General features: G+C 72.0%; 16 protein-coding genes. 6 read left to right on the forward strand and 10 right to left on the reverse strand.

Annotation, left to right across the window (positions count from 1 at the left end):
• The 3 genes from IEY95_RS25835 to IEY95_RS25845 are packed head-to-tail and all read right to left on the reverse strand — an operon-like array spanning position 1 to position 3,694.
• Positions 1 to 1,788: an L-aspartate oxidase gene (locus IEY95_RS25835; RefSeq protein ID WP_189188526.1), complete on the reverse strand. Its 1,788-nt coding sequence runs from the start codon at positions 1,786 to 1,788 to the stop codon at positions 1 to 3.
• Complete coding sequence (gene panC, locus IEY95_RS25840; protein WP_189188527.1) at positions 1,785 to 2,777, reverse strand: pantoate--beta-alanine ligase; 993 nt, start codon at positions 2,775 to 2,777, stop codon at positions 1,785 to 1,787. The genes IEY95_RS25835 and panC overlap by 4 nt, the downstream gene beginning before the upstream one ends.
• Positions 2,774 to 3,694, reverse strand: a complete 921-nt coding sequence (locus tag IEY95_RS25845) for a Rossmann-like and DUF2520 domain-containing protein (protein ID WP_189188528.1) — start codon at positions 3,692 to 3,694, stop codon at positions 2,774 to 2,776. Before IEY95_RS25845 ends, panC begins: the two co-directional genes overlap by 4 nt.
• 171 nt (positions 3,695 to 3,865) lie before the next feature.
• Between IEY95_RS25845 and IEY95_RS25850 the strand changes: the two genes are divergently transcribed.
• A complete protein-coding gene (locus IEY95_RS25850) occupies positions 3,866 to 5,098 on the forward strand; it encodes a threonine aldolase family protein (RefSeq protein WP_189188529.1) in 1,233 nt (410 codons plus the stop codon).
• On the opposite strand, the gene IEY95_RS25855 is transcribed toward IEY95_RS25850, so the two are convergent.
• Positions 5,088 to 5,300 carry a hypothetical protein gene (locus IEY95_RS25855; RefSeq protein ID WP_189188530.1) on the reverse strand — a complete coding sequence of 71 codons (213 nt, stop codon included), beginning with the start codon at positions 5,298 to 5,300 and terminating at the stop codon, positions 5,088 to 5,090. The two genes, IEY95_RS25850 and IEY95_RS25855, sit on opposite strands and share 11 nt — an antisense overlap.
• Positions 5,301 to 5,478: 178 nt before the next feature.
• Here IEY95_RS25855 and IEY95_RS25860 point away from each other — a divergent pair, with 178 nt between their 5' ends.
• Complete coding sequence (locus IEY95_RS25860) at positions 5,479 to 6,585, forward strand: DUF5937 family protein (protein ID WP_189188531.1); 1,107 nt, start codon at positions 5,479 to 5,481, stop codon at positions 6,583 to 6,585.
• A 57-nt stretch (positions 6,586 to 6,642) separates the two neighbouring features.
• On the opposite strand, the gene IEY95_RS25865 is transcribed toward IEY95_RS25860, so the two are convergent.
• The 3 genes from IEY95_RS25865 to IEY95_RS25875 form a co-directional block, all read right to left on the reverse strand.
• Positions 6,643 to 7,275, reverse strand: a complete 633-nt coding sequence (locus IEY95_RS25865; RefSeq protein WP_189188532.1) for an AAA family ATPase — start codon at positions 7,273 to 7,275, stop codon at positions 6,643 to 6,645.
• Between the two features lie 111 nt (positions 7,276 to 7,386).
• Entirely contained in the window at positions 7,387 to 8,058 is a 672-nt protein-coding gene (locus tag IEY95_RS25870) for a response regulator transcription factor (RefSeq protein ID WP_189188533.1), read from the reverse strand.
• 122 nt (positions 8,059 to 8,180) lie between these two features.
• A complete protein-coding gene (locus IEY95_RS25875) occupies positions 8,181 to 9,386 on the reverse strand; it encodes a sensor histidine kinase (RefSeq protein ID WP_189188534.1) in 1,206 nt (401 codons plus the stop codon).
• Positions 9,387 to 9,504: 118 nt separating this feature from the next.
• Here IEY95_RS25875 and IEY95_RS25880 point away from each other — a divergent pair, with 118 nt between their 5' ends.
• Complete coding sequence (locus IEY95_RS25880; protein WP_229703370.1) at positions 9,505 to 10,779, forward strand: SAM-dependent methyltransferase; 1,275 nt, start codon at positions 9,505 to 9,507, stop codon at positions 10,777 to 10,779.
• Here IEY95_RS25880 and IEY95_RS25885 read toward each other — a convergent pair.
• Positions 10,744 to 11,895 carry an NADH-quinone oxidoreductase subunit D gene (locus tag IEY95_RS25885; RefSeq protein WP_189188535.1) on the reverse strand — a complete coding sequence of 384 codons (1,152 nt, stop codon included), beginning with the start codon at positions 11,893 to 11,895 and terminating at the stop codon, positions 10,744 to 10,746. The two genes, IEY95_RS25880 and IEY95_RS25885, sit on opposite strands and share 36 nt — an antisense overlap.
• Between IEY95_RS25885 and IEY95_RS25890 the strand changes: the two genes are divergently transcribed.
• Together IEY95_RS25890 and IEY95_RS25895 are read left to right on the forward strand one after the other, a co-directional pair.
• The gene (locus tag IEY95_RS25890; RefSeq protein WP_373294546.1) at positions 11,894 to 12,421 is read left to right on the forward strand and encodes a PH domain-containing protein; all 528 of its coding nucleotides are present in this window, start codon (positions 11,894 to 11,896) and stop codon (positions 12,419 to 12,421) included. The two genes, IEY95_RS25885 and IEY95_RS25890, sit on opposite strands and share 2 nt — an antisense overlap.
• Entirely contained in the window at positions 12,334 to 13,821 is a 1,488-nt protein-coding gene (locus IEY95_RS25895) for a PH domain-containing protein (RefSeq protein WP_505993783.1), read from the forward strand. Before IEY95_RS25890 ends, IEY95_RS25895 begins: the two co-directional genes overlap by 88 nt.
• 379 nt (positions 13,822 to 14,200) lie before the next feature.
• Here IEY95_RS25895 and IEY95_RS25900 read toward each other — a convergent pair whose 3' ends face one another.
• Both IEY95_RS25900 and IEY95_RS25905 read right to left on the reverse strand, forming a co-directional pair.
• Positions 14,201 to 15,625 (reverse strand): hypothetical protein, encoded by a 1,425-nt coding sequence (locus IEY95_RS25900; protein ID WP_189188538.1) that lies wholly within the window; start codon positions 15,623 to 15,625, stop codon positions 14,201 to 14,203.
• 240 nt (positions 15,626 to 15,865) lie between these two features.
• On the reverse strand, positions 15,866 to 16,987 hold the full coding sequence (locus IEY95_RS25905) for an alpha/beta hydrolase (RefSeq protein ID WP_189188539.1): 1,122 nt from the start codon (positions 16,985 to 16,987) through the stop codon (positions 15,866 to 15,868).
• Between the two features lie 226 nt (positions 16,988 to 17,213).
• Here IEY95_RS25905 and IEY95_RS25910 point away from each other — a divergent pair, with 226 nt between their 5' ends.
• Complete coding sequence (locus tag IEY95_RS25910; protein WP_189188540.1) at positions 17,214 to 19,019, forward strand: phosphatidylglycerol lysyltransferase domain-containing protein; 1,806 nt, start codon at positions 17,214 to 17,216, stop codon at positions 19,017 to 19,019.
• Positions 19,020 to 19,063: the final 44 nt, after the last annotated feature.

Raw genomic sequence — 19,063 nt, forward strand, 5'->3', positions numbered from 1 at the left:
TCACTGCTCCTGGGGACGGGACGCCGGCTGGGGCATGGGGGTCCCCCCTGCTCGGGCGAAGCCGAGGGCTTGGGGGACGGTCGGGGGGAAGTCTGCTGTGTCGGTGGTGTGTACGGCGAGCGTCCGGTCGGGATTCAGCCGTACGACGATGTGGCGGCGCCAGTCGGTGTCGTCGCGGTCGGCGTGGTCCTCGCGCCAGTGGCAGCCGCGGGTCTCCTTACGCCGGAGGGCGGCGGCGACCAGGACCCGGGCCACGCACAGGAGGTTGGTGGCCTCCCAGGTGTCGACGCCGGGCTCGGAGGTCTTTCCGTTCTCGTCGAGGGCGTCGCGCGCGTCGGTGTGCAGCCGCTGGAGGCGGTCGGCCGCCTGAGCGAGGGAGTCGGCCGACCTCAGCACACCCGCGCCGTCGGTCATGATCCGCTGGATCGCGAAACGGGACTCGGGGGCGAGCAACGGGTGCGCGGGTTTCTCGGGGTGCGGGACCGGTACCGGCACGCGCGCGTGGAGGCCGTTCTCCGCCTGGCTCCGCGCGATGTCGACGACGATGCGCTCGGCGTAGACGAGGCCTTCCAGGAGCGAGTTCGAAGCGAGCCGGTTCGCGCCGTGCACGCCGGTGCAGGCGACCTCGCCGCACGCGTACAGGCCCGGGACGGTCGTACGGCCCCGGGCGTCGGTGCGCACGCCGCCGGAGGCGTAGTGGGCGGCCGGGGCGATCGGGATCGGCTCGGTGACCGGGTCGATGCCGTGGGTGCGGCAGGCGGCCAGGATCGTCGGAAAGCGGTGCTCCCACATGTCGGCGCCGAAGTGCCGGGCGTCGAGGAACATGTGCTCGGCGTCCTGCTCCTGCATACGGCGCGTGATGCCCTTGGCGACGATGTCCCGGGGCGCCAGCTCGGCCAGCTCGTGCTGCCCGACCATGAAGCGCACGCCGTCCGCGTCGACCAGGTGGGCGCCCTCGCCGCGTACCGCCTCGGAGACCAGCGGCTGCTGGCCCTCGGCGTCCGGGCCCAGGAACAGGACCGTCGGATGGAACTGCACGAATTCGAGGTCGGACACCTCGGCGCCCGCGCGCAGGGCGAGCGCCACTCCGTCGCCCGTGGAGACCGACGGGTTGGTGGTCGCCGAGAAGACCTGGCCCATGCCGCCGGTCGCGAGGACCACGGCGGGGGCGTGTACGGCTCCCACGCCGTCGTGCTGACCCTCTCCCATGACGTGCAGGGTCACGCCTGCGGTGCGGCCGTCGGCGTCCGTGAGGAGGTCCAGGACCAGCGCGTTCTCCACCGTGCGCAAGCCACGCGCGCGTACCGCTTCGACCAGGGCGCGGGAGATCTCGGCGCCGGTCGCGTCGCCGCCCGCGTGCGCGATGCGGCGGCGGTGGTGGCCGCCCTCGCGGGTGAGTGCCAGCTCGCCTTCGGTGGACTCGTCGAAGTGGGCGCCGGTCGCGATCAGGCGGCGCACGGCGTCGGGGCCCTCGGTGACGAGGATGCGTACGGCCTCCTCGTCGCACAGGCCCGCGCCCGCCACCAGCGTGTCGTCGAGGTGCTGCTCGGGGGTGTCGCCGTCGCCGAGGGCCGCGGCGACGCCGCCCTGCGCCCAGCGCGTGGAGCCGTCGTCGAGGCGCGCCTTGGTGACCACCACGGTCTTCAGGCCCGCGGCCTGGCAGCGCAGCGCCGCGGTGAGTCCCGCGACCCCGGAGCCGACGACCACGACGTCCGCGGTGAGGGCCCAGCCGGGGGCGGGCGCGTGCAGTCGTATGCCAGTACCTGTACCTGTGCCATTGCCGGTCACGAGGCGGCTCCGAAGGTGAGGGGGATGTTGTCGATCAGCCGGGTCGTGCCGACCCGGGCGGCCACGGCGAGAACCGTCTCGCCGGTGAAGTCGTCCTCGACCTCCGTGAAGTCGGACGGGTCGACCAGAGCCAGGTAGTCCAGGACCAGCGGCGGCTGCATACGGGCCGCCTCGTCGAGGATCATCCGGGCAGCCGCGCGTACGCCCGAGGGGCCGCCGGGGACTGCCTTGGCGACGGCGTGCGCGTCGGCCGCCGCGCGGGACTCGCCTATGGCGCTGAGGGCCTCGGCACGCGCGCGGGTGGCGGGCACTTCGCGGGCACGCGCGCGCAGGGCCTCCTGCGCGGCATGCCGGTCACGGCCGGCGAACAGGGCCTGCGAGAGGGCCAGCGCGGTGCGCCGCTCCGTCGTCGAGAGGTAGCGGTTGCGGCTGGAGAGGGCGAGCCCGTCCTCCTCGCGCACGGTGGGCACGCCGAGGATCTCCACGCCGAAGTTCAGGTCGCGCACCATGCGGCGGATCAGCGCCAGCTGCTGGGCGTCCTTCTGCCCGAACAGCGCGATGTCGGGCCGGGTGAGATGCAGGAACTTGGCGACGACCGTGAGCATGCCGTCGAAGTGGCCGGGGCGCACGGCCCCCTCCAGGCGCTCGCCCATGGGGCCCGCGCTGATGCGGACCTGGGGCTCGCCGCCGGGATAGACCTCGTCCACGGCGGGGGCGAACACGACGTCCGCGCCTGCCTGTTCGGCGATCTTGACGTCGGCGTCGAGGGTGCGCGGATAGCGGTCGAGGTCCTCGCCCTGGCCGAACTGGAGCGGGTTCACAAAGACCGTGACGACCACTTCGCCCTGGTCCCCGGCGATTTCGCGGGCTGTGCGGATCAGCGTGGCGTGGCCCTCGTGGAGGGCGCCCATGGTCATCACGACGGCTCGGCGGCCCGCACGCGTGCGTGCGTGCAGTTCGTCGGCGGTGCGCAGCAGGGCGGTGGTCATCCGGCATCTCCCTCGGTGCCGTTGGCGAGTACCCCGAGAAGGTCCTCGGCGAGTTCCGGCTTGAGCAGTCCGTGGGCGAGCGCGCGATCGGCGGTCGCCCGGGCCATCGCGAGATAGCCGGCGACGGTCCCCGGGGCGTGCCTGCGCAACTCGGCGACGTGCGCGGCGACCGTGCCCGCGTCTCCGCGCGCGACGGGCCCGGTGAGCGCCGCGTCGCCCGACCTGAGGGCGTTGTCCAGGGCGGCGCCGAGCAGCGGGCCGAGCATCCGGTCGGGGGCCTCCACGCCCGCGGTGCGCAGCAGCTCCATGGACTCGGCGACCAGCGTCACCAGGTGGTTGGCGCCGAGCGCGAGGGCCGCGTGGTAGAGCGGCCGGCTCTCCTCGGCGATCCACTCGGGCTCGCCGCCCATCTCGATCACCAGAGCCTCGGCGGCCAGCCGCAGCTCCTCGGGCGCGGTGACCCCGAAGGAGCATCCGGCGAGCCGCTGTACGTCCACAGGGGTGCCGGTGAAGGTCATCGCGGGGTGCAGCGCGAGGGGCAGCGCGCCCGCCCTGAGCGCCGGGTCGAGCACGCGCGCGCCGTACCGCCCGGAGGTGTGCACCAGCAGCTGGCCGGGCCGCACGGCCCCCGTCTCGGCGAGTCCCTCGACCAGCCCGGGCAGGGCGTCGTCCGGGACGGTCAGCAGCACGAGCTCCGCGCGCTCCAGGACCTGCGCCGGGGACACCAGCGGCACGTCGGGCAGCAGCTGCGCGGCCCGCCGCTTGGAGGCGTCGGAGACCCCCGAGACGGCCACCGGGCGGTGCCCGGCCAGCTGGAGTGCCGCGGCGAGCGCGGGGCCGACACGGCCGGCGCCGACAACGCCGACGGTGAGCCGCGCGGGGCGGTCCTTGGGGTCTGGCTGTGGGAATGTACTCACTCGACGGCGGCCTTCCGTTCCAGTCCGCTCGGGGTACCGGACGATTTCTCGTCATGTTAACGCGATTGGTTCGACGCCCGTTTGGCCGTCCACAGGCTGTGGGTTTCCGCAGGTCCTGGGGGTGCGGAAATCGGGGTGACCGCTCGGGTGGGCTCGCGACATCATCCAGGGATGAGCGACACGGCGGCAGAGACCGAGAAGGAGCCCGCGGAGCAGCCCTCGGGCGGGACGGCCGAGCAGGTCACGGAGGAGACGGCGGAGCTGTCCCCGGAGCAACGGTTCGAACGGCGTGCTGTCGCCTGGAGAGCAGCGGAGCGGGTGCTGTGGAGGCCCAGCTACCAGCAGACGATCCGCGAGCGCCTGGCCTGGCTGGACGAGGGCGCCGAGGGCAGGTACGACCTCGACCGGCGGGCGGACATGTACGGCGACGGGATCGTCGAGACGCTGGAGGAGCGGGTCGCGGGTCTGCTCGGCAAGGAGGCCGCTGCCTTCTTCCCCACCGGCACCATGGCCCAGCAGGTCGCCCTGCGCTGCTGGGCGGGCCGCACCGGGAACGCGACCGTCGCGGTGCATGCGCTCGGCCATCCCGAGGTCCATGAGCGTCATGCGTTCAGCCAGGTCAGCGGCCTGCGTCCGGTGCGTGTGACCGACCAGCCCCGGCTCCCGACCGCCGAGGAGGTACGGGACTTCGACGAACCCTTCGGGGCCCTGCTGCTGGAACTGCCGCTCAGGGACGCCGGTTTCGTGCTGCCGTCCTGGGAGGAGCTCTCCGAGGCCGTGGAGGCCGCCCGGGAACGCGACGCGGTGGTCCACTTCGACGGGGCCCGGCTGTGGGAGTGCACCACGCACTTCGACCGCCCCCTGGACGAGATCGCGGGTCTCGCCGACAGCGTCTACGTGTCGTTCTACAAGTCGCTCGGCGGCTTCGGCGGGGCGGCGATCGCGGGCCCGAAGACCCTCGTCGACGAGGCGAAGACCTGGCGGCACAGGTACGGCGGCATGATCCTCCAGCAGTTCCCGACGGCCCTGGCCGCGCTCATCGGCCTGGAGCAGGAGCTGCCCCGGCTGCCGGAATACGTGGCCCACGCGCGCGTGGTCGCCGCCGCGCTGCGCGAGGGGCTCGCGGAGGCCGGAGTCCCGTGGGCACGCGTCCATCCCGAGGAGCCGCACACCCACCAGTTCCAGGTCTGGCTGCCGTACGACCCCGACACGCTCACCAACGCGGGGCTGCGGCAGACCGAGGAGACGAAGACCGGCCTCTTCGCGCAGAGTTGGGTCCGTGGTGGTCCAGGACTGTCCTTCACCGAGGTCACGGTGGCGACGCCCGGCCTGGAGTGGACGGCCGACGACGTCAAGGCGGCCGTACACGACTTCGTGGGGCGGCTGCGCGACGTCAGCAGCTGACACGGCGCCCGTGCAGCCACCGGGTCAGGGTCTCCCGTATCCGACCGTGGGCCGGGTGCCCCGCCACGACCGCCCGGAACTGCCGGTGGTCACGCAGCTCACGCGCGACCTGCCAGTCATGGCTGCCGGGTGCGGGCGGGGCCGGCTCGCCGTGCTGCGCGGCCCGGTAGGCGTCCAGGAAGTACTGCTGGGTGATGCTCATGGCACTTCGCCTCTCGGGGCGAGGGGTGGGATCCGGTAGGCCCGCGGCCCCATGCGTCGGCGACTCCGCCGCGGACCGGTGATCCCAGGTTGCGCCTGCTCACGGCGTCTGTCGCCCCGGTTGACGGCCGACGTCAATCGGGGCGGCGTTGTCAGTGGCGGAGTGCACCATGGGGGACATGAGCGTGCACATCGACATCACCGGACTGCGACGGGAGCGGATCGCCGTCGTGCCGTCGCCGCTGGCCGAGCTCGGGATGGCATTGCACGCCCTGGCCGAACCGGCGCACCACCCCGGGCTGCAGGGCTGGGCGACCGGTGTGACCGCGCGGCTCGACCCGCACCTCGCGGACCGGATGTGCGAGGCGGACTTCCTGTGGCGTACGACGTTCTCGGACCTGTTCCTGCCCTGCGCGGGCATCCCGGGCGGGACCACGCTGCCGGGCGCGACGCTCGCCGAGGACCTGGACCTGCTCGACAAGCTCACGGACGAGCAGTTCGTGGACGCGGCCCTGGAGTTCACGTGCGCGCTGGCGTACAGCTCGTACGGGCCCCACGCGCTCTCCGACCCGGAGGTGCGCCGGCGTGCCGTGGATCTGGCCGCCTCGCGCGGGCCGCAGCAGACGCGGTTCACCGAGCGGCTGCTGGAGGATCCGCCGCGCGTGCGGACCTGGCTGAGGCAGTTCCTGGAGGACTGCGACGAGGCCTTCTTCGCCGAGTCCTGGTCCCGGCTGCGCCACCAGCTCGCCGCGGAGGCCCGACACAAGACGGACCTGCTCCGGCACAAGAGCCTGACCGAGGCGCTGACCTCGGTGTCCCCCGCGGTGTCGCTGGACGAGACGGCCGGGCGGCTCACCGTCGACAAGCTGACCGAGGGCCACACGGTCACGACGGACGGCGGCCTCCTGCTCGTACCCACCAGCCTCGGCCGGCCCCACCTGCTGGTGCTGCACCGGTACGGGTGGCAGCCGGTGCTGCACTATCCCGTCGGCTCCCCCGAACTCGCCGCCCCGCCCTCGGTCGAGCAGCTGAGCCTGCGGATGACCGCGCTGTCCCACCCGGTCCGGATGCGGATCTGCCGTCACCTGGCCCGCAGCGCCTACACCACGGGCGAGCTGGCGCAGGTGCACGGGATGACGGCTCCCGAGATATCCCGGCATCTGAGTGTGCTGAAGAAGGCGGGGCTGATCACCACGAGACGCCGGGGCCGGTATGTACTGCACCAACTGGACGTCACCGTGGTGGCTCGACTGGGGAGTGACTTCTTGGAAGGCGTTCTGCGCTGAGGCCTGTGGACACCTTGCGGACCGTGGACGGTCGCGCCGACCACCGCGGCCCGCGGCTCAGTCGAAGCGGATGTGCTTCGCACCCGTCCACGCCCGCCGCAGGCGCCCCCGCAGCACGCCGTCCTTGTTCGGCGTGAGCGTCAGACCCGCCAACACGGCAATGCGGTCGGCTGTCTTGGCGACCGTCGTGTGGTCCGTCCACAGATGCTCGGCGAACTCCGGCTCGCGCAGCCGCTCCAGGCAGTGGTCGAGCTGCTGCACGGCCCAACTCTCGCGCCGCAGCGGGGCGTCCTTGCCGGCGACGTACTGAAGGAGATGCCCGAAGCCACGCTCACGCAGCCGCTTCAGCACGGTCTCGCGCTCGGCCAGGAGCGCGAAGTGCCGTACGTCGTGGCCCAGTTCACCCAGCCGCCCGACGGTCTCCTCGAAGTAGCGAGGGTTCGTGACCGTCATGGGCGCGATGACGACGCCGTCGTGCTTGCCGAGGGCGAGGTCGAGCACCTCGACCACACCCCGCCGCCAGGACTCCAAGTCCTGGAAATCTCCGCGCAGTTCGGGCGGCAGCATGCGGCGCAGGCCGAAGCCGGCGTGTTCCGGGTCGCAGACGACGCTGCCGGGCAGCCGCCGCTGGATCTCGTGTGCGGTCTGTGTCTTGCCGCCCCCGAAGGGGCCGTTGATCCACAGGAGCATGCGCAGACCCTAGTGCGTGGCGGTTACGCCGCGGTCACGCTCCCGGCATCCCGGCGCCCGCAGCCGGGCCGGGCGGGGCCGGGCGGGGCCGGGCCGGCCCGGGCCACCGAGTCAGCCGTGGCCGCCCGCGCGCACCAGCCCCGTCTCGTACGCGAGCACGACCACCTGCACCCGGTCCCGCAGCCCCAGCTTGGTCAGGATGCGCCCGACATGCGTCTTCACCGTCGCCTCGGACAGGACGAGGCGCGCGGCGATCTCCCCGTTCGACAGGCCCTGCGCGACCAGCACCATGACCTCGCGCTCACGGTCGGTGAGCCGCTCCAGCTCCTTGTGCTGGGGCTCCTTGCCGACGTGCGGCAGCATCGGCGCGAAACGGTCCAGCAGGCGCCGGGTGGTGGAGGGCGCGACCACGGCGTCACCGCTGTGCACGGAGCGGATGGCGGTGAGCAGCTCGCCGGGCGGCACGTCCTTGAGCATGAAGCCGGAGGCGCCCGCCTTCAGCCCGGAGAAGGCGTACTCGTCGAGGTCGAAGGTGGTGAGGATCAGCACCTTGGGCGGGTTGGGCTCGGAGCAGATGCGGCGGGTGGTCTCGACGCCGTCCAGCTTCGGCATGCGGACATCCATCAGCACCACGTCGACCGCGGTGGCGCGCAGCACCTGGAGGGCCTCGACGCCGTCGCCCGCCTCGGCCACGACCTCCATGTCCGGCTGGGCGGCGAGCACCATCCGGAAACCGGTGCGCAGCAGCACCTGGTCGTCGACGAGCATGACTCGGATCGCCATCGGGGTCCTCTTCCCTCTCTGTCACAAGCTCGGTGAAAAGCTCTGCCAGAATTCAAAAGCTATAGAGCGGTCAAATAGCGGTCAAAAAGCTATGTAGCGGCCAAAAGGGGGCGTTACAGGTGTCAGTGGGCGGGCTTCAGCGGCAACAGGGCGCTGATGCGGAAGCCTCCACCGGGCCGGGGCCCCGCGTCCAGGGTGCCGCCGACCATCCCGACGCGCTCGCGCATGCCGATCAGGCCGTGACCCCGTCCGTCGGCGCCCCCCTCCTCGTACAGCTCGTGGGGTGCGCCCTTGCCGTCGTCCTCGACGAGGAGTCCGAGGCCGTCGTCGAAGTAGACCAGGCGCACACTCGCACCCGCGTTCGGCCCCCCGTGCTTGCGCGTGTTGGTCAGCGCCTCCTGCACGATGCGGTACGCCGTGAGTTCCACGCCGCTGGGGAGGGGGCGCGGGGTGCCCTCCACCTTGAAGTCGACCGGGAGGCCCGAGGTGCGGCACTGCTCGATGAGGTCGTCGAGCTGCTCGACGTCGGGCTGCGGCACGTACTCGCCGGTCTCCTGGTGCTCGCCGGTGCGCAGTACGCCGAGCAGGCGGCGCATCTCGGCGAGGGCCTGACGGCCGGTTCCGGAGATGGTCTCCAGGGCCTTCTTGGCCTGGTCGGGGGCAGTGTCCATGACGTACGCGGCGCCGTCGGCCTGGACCACCATCACCGAGACGTTGTGCGCGACGACGTCGTGCAGTTCGCGCGCGATCCGGGCGCGCTCGGCGGCGACCGCGACCTTGGCCTGCGCCTCGCGCTCCTTCTCCAGACGGGCGGCGCGCTCCTCAAGCTGGGCGAAGTAGGCGCGGCGGGTGCGCAGAGAGTCGCCGAGCACCCAGGCGAGAGCGAACGGCACCGTCTGGAAGACCGCTATCGCGACATGGCCCAGGGCACTCGTGCCCCCCTGCGGCCAGCGCACCTCCGCGAGGGTCGCCGCGCCCAGGCCGACGGACAGCGCGAGCCGGGAGGCCCAGCGCGCCCCGTTCGCGGCGACCGTGTAGACGATCACCAGCATGGCGAAGTCGGCGACCATCGTCTCGACGTCCAGGGCCAGCTGAACCGCACCGATCGCGCAGGCCAGCAGGAGCATCTTCTCCGGCATACGACGGCGCAGCGCGACGACGACGGACAGGAAGGCGGAGATCGCGAGCACCGCGGCGAACGATCCGTGGTGGTCCGGGGCCTCGTTGACACTCGCGGCACTCGCGCCGGTCAGCCCGAGCAGGACGACGGCCCAGGCGGTGTCGACCCACGTCGGGTGTCTGCGGAGAAAGTCATAGAGGCGCTGCACGTAACCCAGAGTAGGGAAGCGTGCAGTGTGCAGGGGTCAACCGGAGGGTCGATCCGTAACCGGAACTCGTACTCCCCAAGGTGGAGGCCCCGCACTCCGTGACGCTTAGCCTGGCCCGGTGAGACGTGAGGCGACGGCTGAGTGGCGGGGTTGGCGCGAGGCGACGGAGGAGGCGCTGTACGGGCCCTCCGGCTTCTATCGCAGGCCCGAGGGGCCCGCGGGCCACTTCCGCACCTCGGTGCACGCGTCGCCCCTCTTCGCGCAGGCCGTGGCCCGGCTGCTGTGCCTCCTCGACGAGGCACTCGACCGCCCCGCCTCCCTCGCCTTCGTCGACATGGCGGCCGGCCGCGGCGAGTTGGTGACCGGCGTCCTCGCCGCGCTCCCCGCGGAGGTGGCCTCCCGCGCGCGCGGGTACGCGGTCGAGCGCGCCGACCGCCCCGCCGGCCTTGATCACCGGATCGAGTGGCACGCCGAGCCGCCGAGGGGGATCACCGGCCTGCTGTTCGCCAATGAGTGGCTGGACAACGTGCCGGTGGATGTCGCCGAAGTGGACTCCGACGGCGTACGACGTCTGGTTCTCGTACGAGGGGACGGGACCGAACGCCTCGGAGAGCCCGTGGAGGGGACGGACGCGGAGTGGCTGCGGAGGTGGTGGCCGCGGCCGTCCGAGACGCCGGGACCGGTGGCTGTGCCGCCTGAGGCGCCGTCCACGTCCGTGACTGTGCCGCCCGAGGCGCCGTCCACGTCCGACGCTCTGCCGTCCGAGCCGTCGGCATCCGACGCAGATGTTCTGCCGTCCGAACCGTCGGCATCCGAAGCAGACGTTCTGCCGTCCGGAAAGGCAGCCGCCGAAATGCCGCCCTCCGAGCCGACGGAATCCGAAACGCCGCGCGCCGAAGGAGTCGACGCGCTCTCCGAAGGGACCCGCGCCGAAATCGGGCTCCCCCGGGACACCGCTTGGGCCTCCGCCGTGTCGACGCTCGACCGGGGGCTCGCCGTCGCCGTCGACTACGCGCACTTCGCCGCCGCCCGGCCGCCCTTCGGGACGCTCACGGGCTTCCGGGAGGGCCGGGAGACGGTGCCGGTGCCGGACGGGTCGTGCGACATCACCGCGCACGTGGCGCTCGACGCGTGCGCGGGGCCCGGGGCGCGCGTGATGACCCAGCGCGCCGCACTGCGCGCGCTGGGGGTGAGCGGCGCACGCCCTCCGCTCGCGCTCGCGTCCACGGACCCCAGCGCCTACGTGCGCGCCCTCGCGAGCGCGGGCGCGGCAGCGGAACTCACCGCGCCCGGCGGCCTCGGTGACTTCGGCTGGCTGCTCCAGCCGGTTGGAATTCCGGACGCACCCCTTGGGGGACTACTTGTCGATGTCCCCCACCACGAAGAACAGTGACCCCAGGATCGCCACCATGTCCGCGACCAGCGTGCCCGGCAGCAGCTCGGTGAGCGCCTGGATGTTGTTGTACGAGGCCGAGCGCAGCTTCAGCCGGTACGGGGTCTTCTCGCCCTTGCTGACCAGGTAGTAGCCGTTGATGCCGAGGGGGTTCTCGGTCCACGCGTAGGTGTGCCCCTCGGGTGCCTTGAGGACCTTGGGGAGGCGCTGGTTGATCGGCCCCGGCGGCAGCTCCGCGAGCCGGTCGAGGCAGGCGTCCGCGAGGTCGAGCGAGTTGTGCGTCTGCCCCAGGAGGCACTCGAAGCGGGCCAGGCAGTCGCCCTCCTGGCGGGTGACCACCTTCAGGGTGTCCTGGAGCTCCCCGTACGCGAGGTACGGCTCGTCGCGGCGCAGGTCGAAGTCGACGCCGGAGGCGCGCGCGATGGGCCCGCTCACGCCGTACGCGTGCACGGTCGCCGGCGCGAGGGCGCCCACACCCCGCGTACGCCCCCGGAAGATCTCGTTGCCGAGCACCAGGTCGTCGTACACGTCCAGCCGTGAACGCAGGGCCGCGACGGAGGCACGCGCGCGCGTGGCCCATCCGGCGGGCAGGTCCTCCTTGAGGCCACCGACCCGGTTGAACATGTAGTGCATGCGCCCGCCGGAGATCTCCTCCATGACGTGCTGGAGCTCCTCGCGCTCCGTGAAGGCGTAGAAGATCGGGGTGATCCCACCCAGTTCCAGGGGGTACGACCCCAGGAACATCAGGTGATTCAGGACCCGGTTGAGCTCCGCGAGCAGCGTGCGCATCCACACCGCGCGCTCGGGGACCTCCATGCCGAGCATCCGCTCCACGGCGAGGACCACACCCAGCTCGTTCGAGAACGCGGACAGCCAGTCGTGGCGGTTGGCGAGCATGATGATCTGCCGGTAGTCGCGCGCTTCGAAGAGCTTCTCCGCGCCGCGGTGCATATAGCCGATGACCGGCTCCGCGTGCTGGATCCGCTCGCCGTCGAGCACGAGCCGCAGCCGCAGCACGCCGTGCGTGGACGGGTGCTGGGGGCCGATGTTGAGCACCATGTCGGTGCTCTCCGCGGCGCCGCCGATACCGACCATGGTCTCCGTCGTAGGAGTCATGGAGACAGTCTCTCGTACGTACGCTTGCCCCATGGAGACGGGGACCATGAAAAACGCCGACGCGGAGCCGGTCTGGACCGGACTGCCCCCCGGGCTGCTACGAATGCGACGGCTGTTGCTGGTGGTGTGGCTGGGGCTGCTGACGATCGCCGTCGGGCTGCTGCTCGGGCTGCTCGCCGGGCCGGTCTGGGCGGCCTTCGCCCTGCTGCCGCTCGCCCTGACGGTCTGGGGCTGGCGCATGCTGGGGCGCAACTGGCGCTCCTGGCGGTATGCCGAGCGCGCGGACGACCTGCTGATCAGCCGGGGTGTGCTGTGGCGCGAGGAGACCGTGGTGCCGTACGGGCGGATGCAGCTGGTCGAGGTGACCTCGGGGCCCGTCGAGCGGCACTTCGGGCTCGCGAGCGTGCAACTGCACACGGCGGCCGCGGCGACCGACGCGTGCATCCCTGGTCTCGATCCGGCCGAGGCCGAGCGGCTGCGGGACCGGCTGACCGAGCTGGGCGAGGCTCGATCGGCGGGGCTGTGACGACGCCGACGCCGGGCACCGAGGACGCCGTACAGGAGGAGAAGCCGCTGGTCGAGCGGCGGCTCCACCCGGTGACGCCGTTCCGGCGCGCCTGGGCGCCCGTCGCCGTGATCGCCGGGTGGGCGGTCCACGACCCCAACCAGGCGCAGGAGCAGCTCACCAGGCTGACAACGACCGCGCTGCTCGTCGGGCTCGCCGTGTTCGTCCCGGGTGCCGCCCTCTACGGCTTCCTGAGCTGGTGGTTCACGCACTTCGCCGTGACCGACACCGAACTTCGCATCCGTACGGGCCTGTTGTTCCGCCGTACCGCGCACATCCGGCTCGACCGGCTCCAGGCCGTCGACGTCACCCAGCCGCTGCTGGCCCGCGTCGCGGGCGTCGCCAAGCTCAAACTGGACGTCATAGGCACGGACAAGAAGGACGAACTGGCGTACTTGGGCGAGAGTGAGGCCCGCGCGCTGCGCGCCGAACTCCTCGCCCGCGCGGCCGGTTTCGCGCCGGAGACCGCGCACGAGGTCGGCGAGGCGCCGGTACGGCAACTGCTGCACGTCCCCGCGCGCGTGCTGGCCGTTTCCCTGGTGCTCACCGGCGCCACCTGGGGCTCGCTGGCCGCCGCACTCGTCGTGCCCCCGGTGCTGTGGCTCGCCACCCACAGTGTGTGGACGGTCCTCGCGACCGGTGTCCCGCTGCTCGGCGCGGCGGGCGCGAGCAGCGTGGGGCGGTTCGTCGGCGAGTACGACTGGACGGTGGGCGAATCCCCGGACGGGCTCCGCATCGATCACGGGCTCCTCGACCGTACGCACGAGACGGTGCCGCCCGGACGCGTGCAGACCGTACGGATCGTGGAGCCGCTGCTGTGGCGGCGATGGGGGTCCCCTCGCTCATGGGGGTCACCCATGAGCGAAGCCGAGAGTGGGGGAGAAGCCGAGAGTGGGAGAGGGTGGGTGCGCGTCGAGCTGGACGTGGCCGGGTCGTCGAACTCCGTGCTCGTGCCCGTCGCTCCGCGCGAGGTCGCCGAGTCGGTGATCGCGCGGGTGCTGCCGGGGGTGGCGGTGCCGGCGTCCTTGTCCCGGCCGCCGCGGCGGGCCGGCTGGTGCGTGCCGTTCTGGTGGCGGGGGTACGGGCTCGCCGTCACCGACACCGTCTTCGCGGCGCGGCACGGGTTGCTGCGCCGCAGCCTCTCGCTCGTGCCGCACGCGAAGGTGCAGAGCGTGCGGCTGACGCAGGGGCCGTGGCAACGGTTCAGGGGCGTCGCCGACGTGCATGTCGACACGGGCGCGAACAAGACGGTGACGGCACGGCTGCGGGACGCCTCCGAGGCGGCGGAGCTTCTTCGGGCGCAGGCCGACCGTTCCCGTACGGGACGGCGGGAGGCTCGGCCCGATCGGTGGATGGCCTGACGCGTGTTCCGGGTGCCCGGAGTGGGGGCGCGGATCGGGGGCCCTTGCCGACGCCTTCAGGGCGCGGATCGGGGCCCTTGCCGGCGCCTGCTGGGCGCCGCTCTCTGGTGCCACTCTCCGCCGCGCCCTGGTGCCGCTCCTCCAGGGACGGGTGCGCCCGCTTCACCGGTGCCCGGGATGGGTCCCGGCTTGGGGCGAGTGCGCTGCTCGGCGGTGGCGAGGTGGCGCGCTCCTTGGGACGAGGGTCGCCCCTGGCGGCACACATGCCCCCAGCTACGACCGTCCTCGGACACCCTTTGCCCCGCGCCCACCCGCGCCTGCGGCGGACGGGCTGCCGTCCCTCGCCGCAGGTGGAGCCGCAGTCAGGACGGCGCCCAGGTCAGGAAGCCGCGCTCCGCAGACCCGCCACGTCGATCTGTTCCGTCTCGTCGTGCGCGGTCAGGTCGATGACCTGGCCCACGCCGCGGGAGCCCTCGTCCGCGGGCTTGAACCCGGCCTCGGCCTCGGCCTTGTGGAGGGCGAGCGCCTCCTGGCCGACCACGTCCGCGAGGTCCTCGTTCTGCATGGCCTCGAGCGCGGCCGCGGACGACGCCTTCTGCGTACCGAAGAAGTCGAACCCGCCCTCGACCGAGGGCCGCCGCACGGGCGCGGCGGGTACGACGGCCACCGCGGTCGGCACCGTGAAGTGCCCGGACGGCTGCGCGGACGCCGCGGGCTTCGAACCCTGCGGCGCCATGGAGGACTGAGACGGCTGCGACGGCAGGGAGGGCTGAGAGGGCTTCGCCTCGGCGGCCGCGCGCTCATGCCCGCCGACCGCCCCGGGCTTCCCCTGCGCCTCGCCCTCCTCCGCGGCGGCGTCCGAGGAGGAGCCCGCCTCGGCGGAACCGCCCTTCGGGGACTCCACCTCCGCGGACCCACCACTCGTGGGCTCGTCCGTCACCGACTGGGACTTCGCCGGGTCGGCCTCGACCGACTCGACCAGTGCCGGGGCCTGGGACGAGGCCTCCGCGGCCTCCTCCTCCGCAGCACCGCTCTCGATCCGGCTCAACGCCGCGTTGGCCCGGAGGAAGAGCGACGACCCGGCCGGGGAGAAGACCTCGGGAGACGCCGGAGCGTCCGTCGCCACGGAGGACTCGGAGGACTCAGCGGACTCAGAGGCTTCCGAGGTCTCGGAGGCGGCAGCCTCGGCTTCGGCGGCCGTCGACGCGCTCGCGGCGGCCGCGCCCTCGGCCCCCTGCGGCACCTCGGCCGCCTTCGTGGAAGCCACCGTCTCCGAAGAGCCCTGCGCTTGCGGGGTCTCCGGCTCCGCCGACGCCGTGCGCGCTGCGGGCAGCGCACGGGCCGGAGTCGACGCCTCTATCGCGAGCTGCCGACGCCCTTCCAGCGCGCTCGCCCGCTCCGTCTCCGCCGTGGCATACCGCCGCAGCAGCGCCGCGTGTTCGTTGCGCAGGCCCGCCAATTCCGCCCGCTTCGCACGCAGTTTGTGCTCCAGCTTGGTGCGCAGCTCGCGCGACTCGTCGAGGTCGGTCTCCAGCTCGGCGACGCGCTCCTCATGACGCCACTCGTCGCTCGCCCGCGCGCGCGTGAGGTCCGCGACGCGTTTACCCGCCGCGGTGTCCCAACGGCGCATGACGACCGCGCCCACGACCGCCGTCACCGCGGCACCCGCGGCCAGCCCACGGAGCACCAGCGGCTCCGTGAACAGCCAGGGCCCCACGGCGCAGACGAGCGAGACGCCTGCGATCGCCGAAGGAGGCAGCAGCCTGTGCAAAGGCGGGGAATGGCGGTGACGTCCACGTGGCATGGCCAGAAACTTACCGCGCGTAGGCGAATCTTGGTGTCCCGCGCGGTAAAAACACACCCATCCCGCAGCCTTCACACCTCCCCTTCCGTCCACAAGGACCTCCGCTCGTCACAGAAGGGTCTCTATTTCTTGATCAAACCCTTCGACTGCGGATACTCCTCGGAGGAATTCCGGGAACATCGCCGAATATTCGGGGACCCCGTCGATGGCCCCCTCCCCGGCCGGGGTTCATCGCTCTCGTCAGCGGTCGCTCAGCCGCCCGCTGATCCACTGCAGCGTCGCCGGGATCTCCCGCCGCCATGTGTTGAAGTTGTGGCCGCCGCTGTCGAGGATGATCGACGAGATCCGGGTGAGCCGCTTGGACTTCACGAGGTCTATGAAGCCGAGCGTGGCCTTGTAGTTGGCCTCGCCCACCTTGCTGCTGCTGACGAGCAGTGAGGTGTCGGGCGCGGGCTTGTTCTTCAGGTACCACCGCAGGTCTGCACTGTTCTGCAGTGCTTTGTCCCCCTGGAAGAGGTCGCCCGTCGTGGGATCGATCGGTGCCCTGTAGTACGGCGAGAGGCCCGCGCCGGCGGCGTACGCCTCGGGGTGGTGGATGGCGAGCTTCAGCGCGCAGTAGCCGCCCGTGGAGTCGCCGATGATGCCCCAGCTGCCGGGCTTCCTGCCCACCCTGTAGTGGGCCGATACGGCGTCGGGGAGGTCCTTGGCGAAGAACGACTCGGTCTGCGGGCCGCCGGGGATGTCGACGCACTCGGTGTCCCGCGGGGGCGCGACGGTCGGCCGCAGCATGACGAGGATCATCGGCTGCATCTTGCCGGTCTTGGCCATCTCGTGGGCGGTCTGCGGATAGTGCAGCCCCTTGATGAGCGCCTCGGCGGTGCCCGGGTAGCCGGTCAGGACGACGGCGGCGGGGAAGGTGCGGGTGCGGTACTGCGGCTGGAAGTACTCAGGGGGCAGATAGACGTACGCCGGAGTGGCGATGTGCGTCGTACGGCCGACGATGTCGACCTTCTGGATCTGGCCGCCGATCTGCGACCGGGAACCGCCCGACACCTTCACCTGCTGGGTGTCGACGACTTGGAGGGGGCCGCCGCCCGAGCCGTTGTGGTCGATGACCACACCCTCGCCGCTCTCCTGCCCGAAGAGGTCCGCCCAGGTGGCGTAGAACCCGAACGCCTGGTTGGCGCAGAGGCCGATCGAGGCGAAGATCGCCACCTGGGTGGCCAGCAACAGGCCGACCCGTCCGCTGACGGCCCGCCAGTTGTGCCGTGCCAGCCGCGGCCACCACCACACCGTGCCGACGAACAGCAGCACGGCGAACAGGACTGCCAGCACCAGCACCTTGTTGCTCGTGAGACCCATGAGCTGTTCCTGCCTGCGCTTTCCGTCCCCGGCCTGCGCAGCTCCTTCGCGTGCGCTTGCCCCGGACTTTCCTTGCCTTTTGAACCGGCTTTCCGAAGGGGAGTGAACCTGTCTCCCCAAGACACCGTCCTAGAGGGCGCAATGTCGCCGGATGCCGGAATTGGCACCGGATTCAAGGTCTCTCGCAGAACTACGGGATGCGATGTCTGTCAGGATAGATGGGGAAATGTCGGGCGAGGTTCCGAGCCGAACTGGCCTGTCGCGGCGCATAGTCCGCGGCCCGCGCCCCGAGGCCGTCCCCGCCCTGGTCGCCAGGGCCTGCACGCTCGTAGGACTCCTGGACATCGCCGCCGGCGTCTTCCCGCGCTTCCGGCGCAGCCGTATGCACGCCATCGCCGAGGTGCTACCCGGCTCGTTCGGCCCGTTCGCCGCCGCGCTGTCGCTCAGTGCCGGCGTGCTTCTCCTGCTACTGGCTCACGGGCTGCGGCGACGCAAGCGCCGGGCGTGGCGGGCCGCCGTCGTACTACTGCCGGCCGGTGCCGTCGCTCAGTTCGCGTACCGCCACTCGATCATCGGCGTCGTCATCTCCCTGGCGCTGCTCGCACCGCTGCTGCGCCACCGCGGCGAGTTCGCGGCCCTGCCCGATCCGCGCAGCCGCTGGCGAGCGCTCGCCAACTTCGTTCTCATGGGCGCCGGTTCCCTCGTCCTCGGACTGGTCATCGTCAGCGTTCACGAGAACCACATGGTCGGCGACCCGAGCCTGGCCGACCGCATCACCCACGTCCTGTACGGCCTGGTCGGCTTCGAAGGGCCCGTCGACTACACCGGACCCACCTCCTGGACGGTCGCCTTCTCGCTCGGCGCGCTCGGCTGGCTGACCGCCGTCACGACGATCTACCTGGCCTTCCGGCCCGAACACCCCGCCGCACGCCTCACGGAGGACGACGAGAGCCGGCTGCGGGCCCTCCTGGAGAAGCACGGCGGCCGCGACTCGCTGGGCCACTTCGCGCTCCGCCGCGACAAGGCCGTCGTCTTCTCGCCCAGCGGCAAGGCGGCGGTGACGTACCGCGTCGTGTCGGGCGTGATGCTCGCCAGCGGCGACCCGATCGGCGACGTGGAGGCCTGGCCCGGCGCGATCGAGCGCTTCATGGACGAGGCCAAGGCGCACTCCTGGACGCCCGCCGTCATGGGCTGCTCCGAGACGGGCGGCGAGGTGTGGACCCGCGAGACCGGTCTGGACGCCCTCGAACTGGGTGACGAGGCGGTGGTGGATGTCGCGGATTTCTCCCTGGCCGGGCGCGCGATGCGAAATGTGCGCCAGATGGTGAAACGCATCGAAAGGGCTGGTTACGAGACACGGGTACGGCGCATCCGTGACCTCGGCGAGGGGGAGCTGGACCGCATACGGCGGGCGGCGGAGGACTGGCGCGGCACGGACACCGAGCGCGGCTTCTCCATGGCGCTCGGCCGCATCGGCGACCCTGCCGACGGGGACTGTCTGATCGCCACCGCTCACAAGGCCGACGTCGAACCCGGCCCGTACGGCGACCTGAAGGCCGTCCTGCACTTCGTCCCCTGGGGAACGAACGGCGTCTCGCTCGACCTCATGCGCCGGGACCGCTCGGCCGACCCCGGCATGAACGAACTCCTCATCGTGGCGGCGCTCCACGCGGCTCCCCGGCTCGGCATCCAGCGGGTTTCGCTGAACTTCGCGATGTTCCGCTCGGCGCTCGCCCGCGGCGAGAAGATCGGCGCGGGGCCCGTGCTGCGCGCCTGGCGGGGCCTGCTGGTCTTCCTCTCGCGCTGGTTCCAGATCGAGTCCCTGTACAAGTTCAACGCCAAGTTCCGTCCGTGCTGGGAACCCCGCTTCGTCGTCTACGGGTCCTCACGCGACCTCCCGCGCATCGGTTTCGCCGCCATGCAGGCCGAGGGCTTCGTGAACCTGGCCCTGCCGCGCCTGCTGCGCCGCCGGACTCCGGCTCCGCGCCCGTGTGCGCACGCGGTGGCGGAGCACGGGATCAGGGCGGCGTAGGCTCCCAGGAACAGGCCTGAGCGAGGGCCCGAACCGCCCAGCCC

The sequence above is a fragment of the Streptomyces albiflavescens genome, from assembly GCF_014645835.1.
Lineage (GTDB): Bacteria > Actinomycetota > Actinomycetes > Streptomycetales > Streptomycetaceae > Streptomyces > Streptomyces albiflavescens.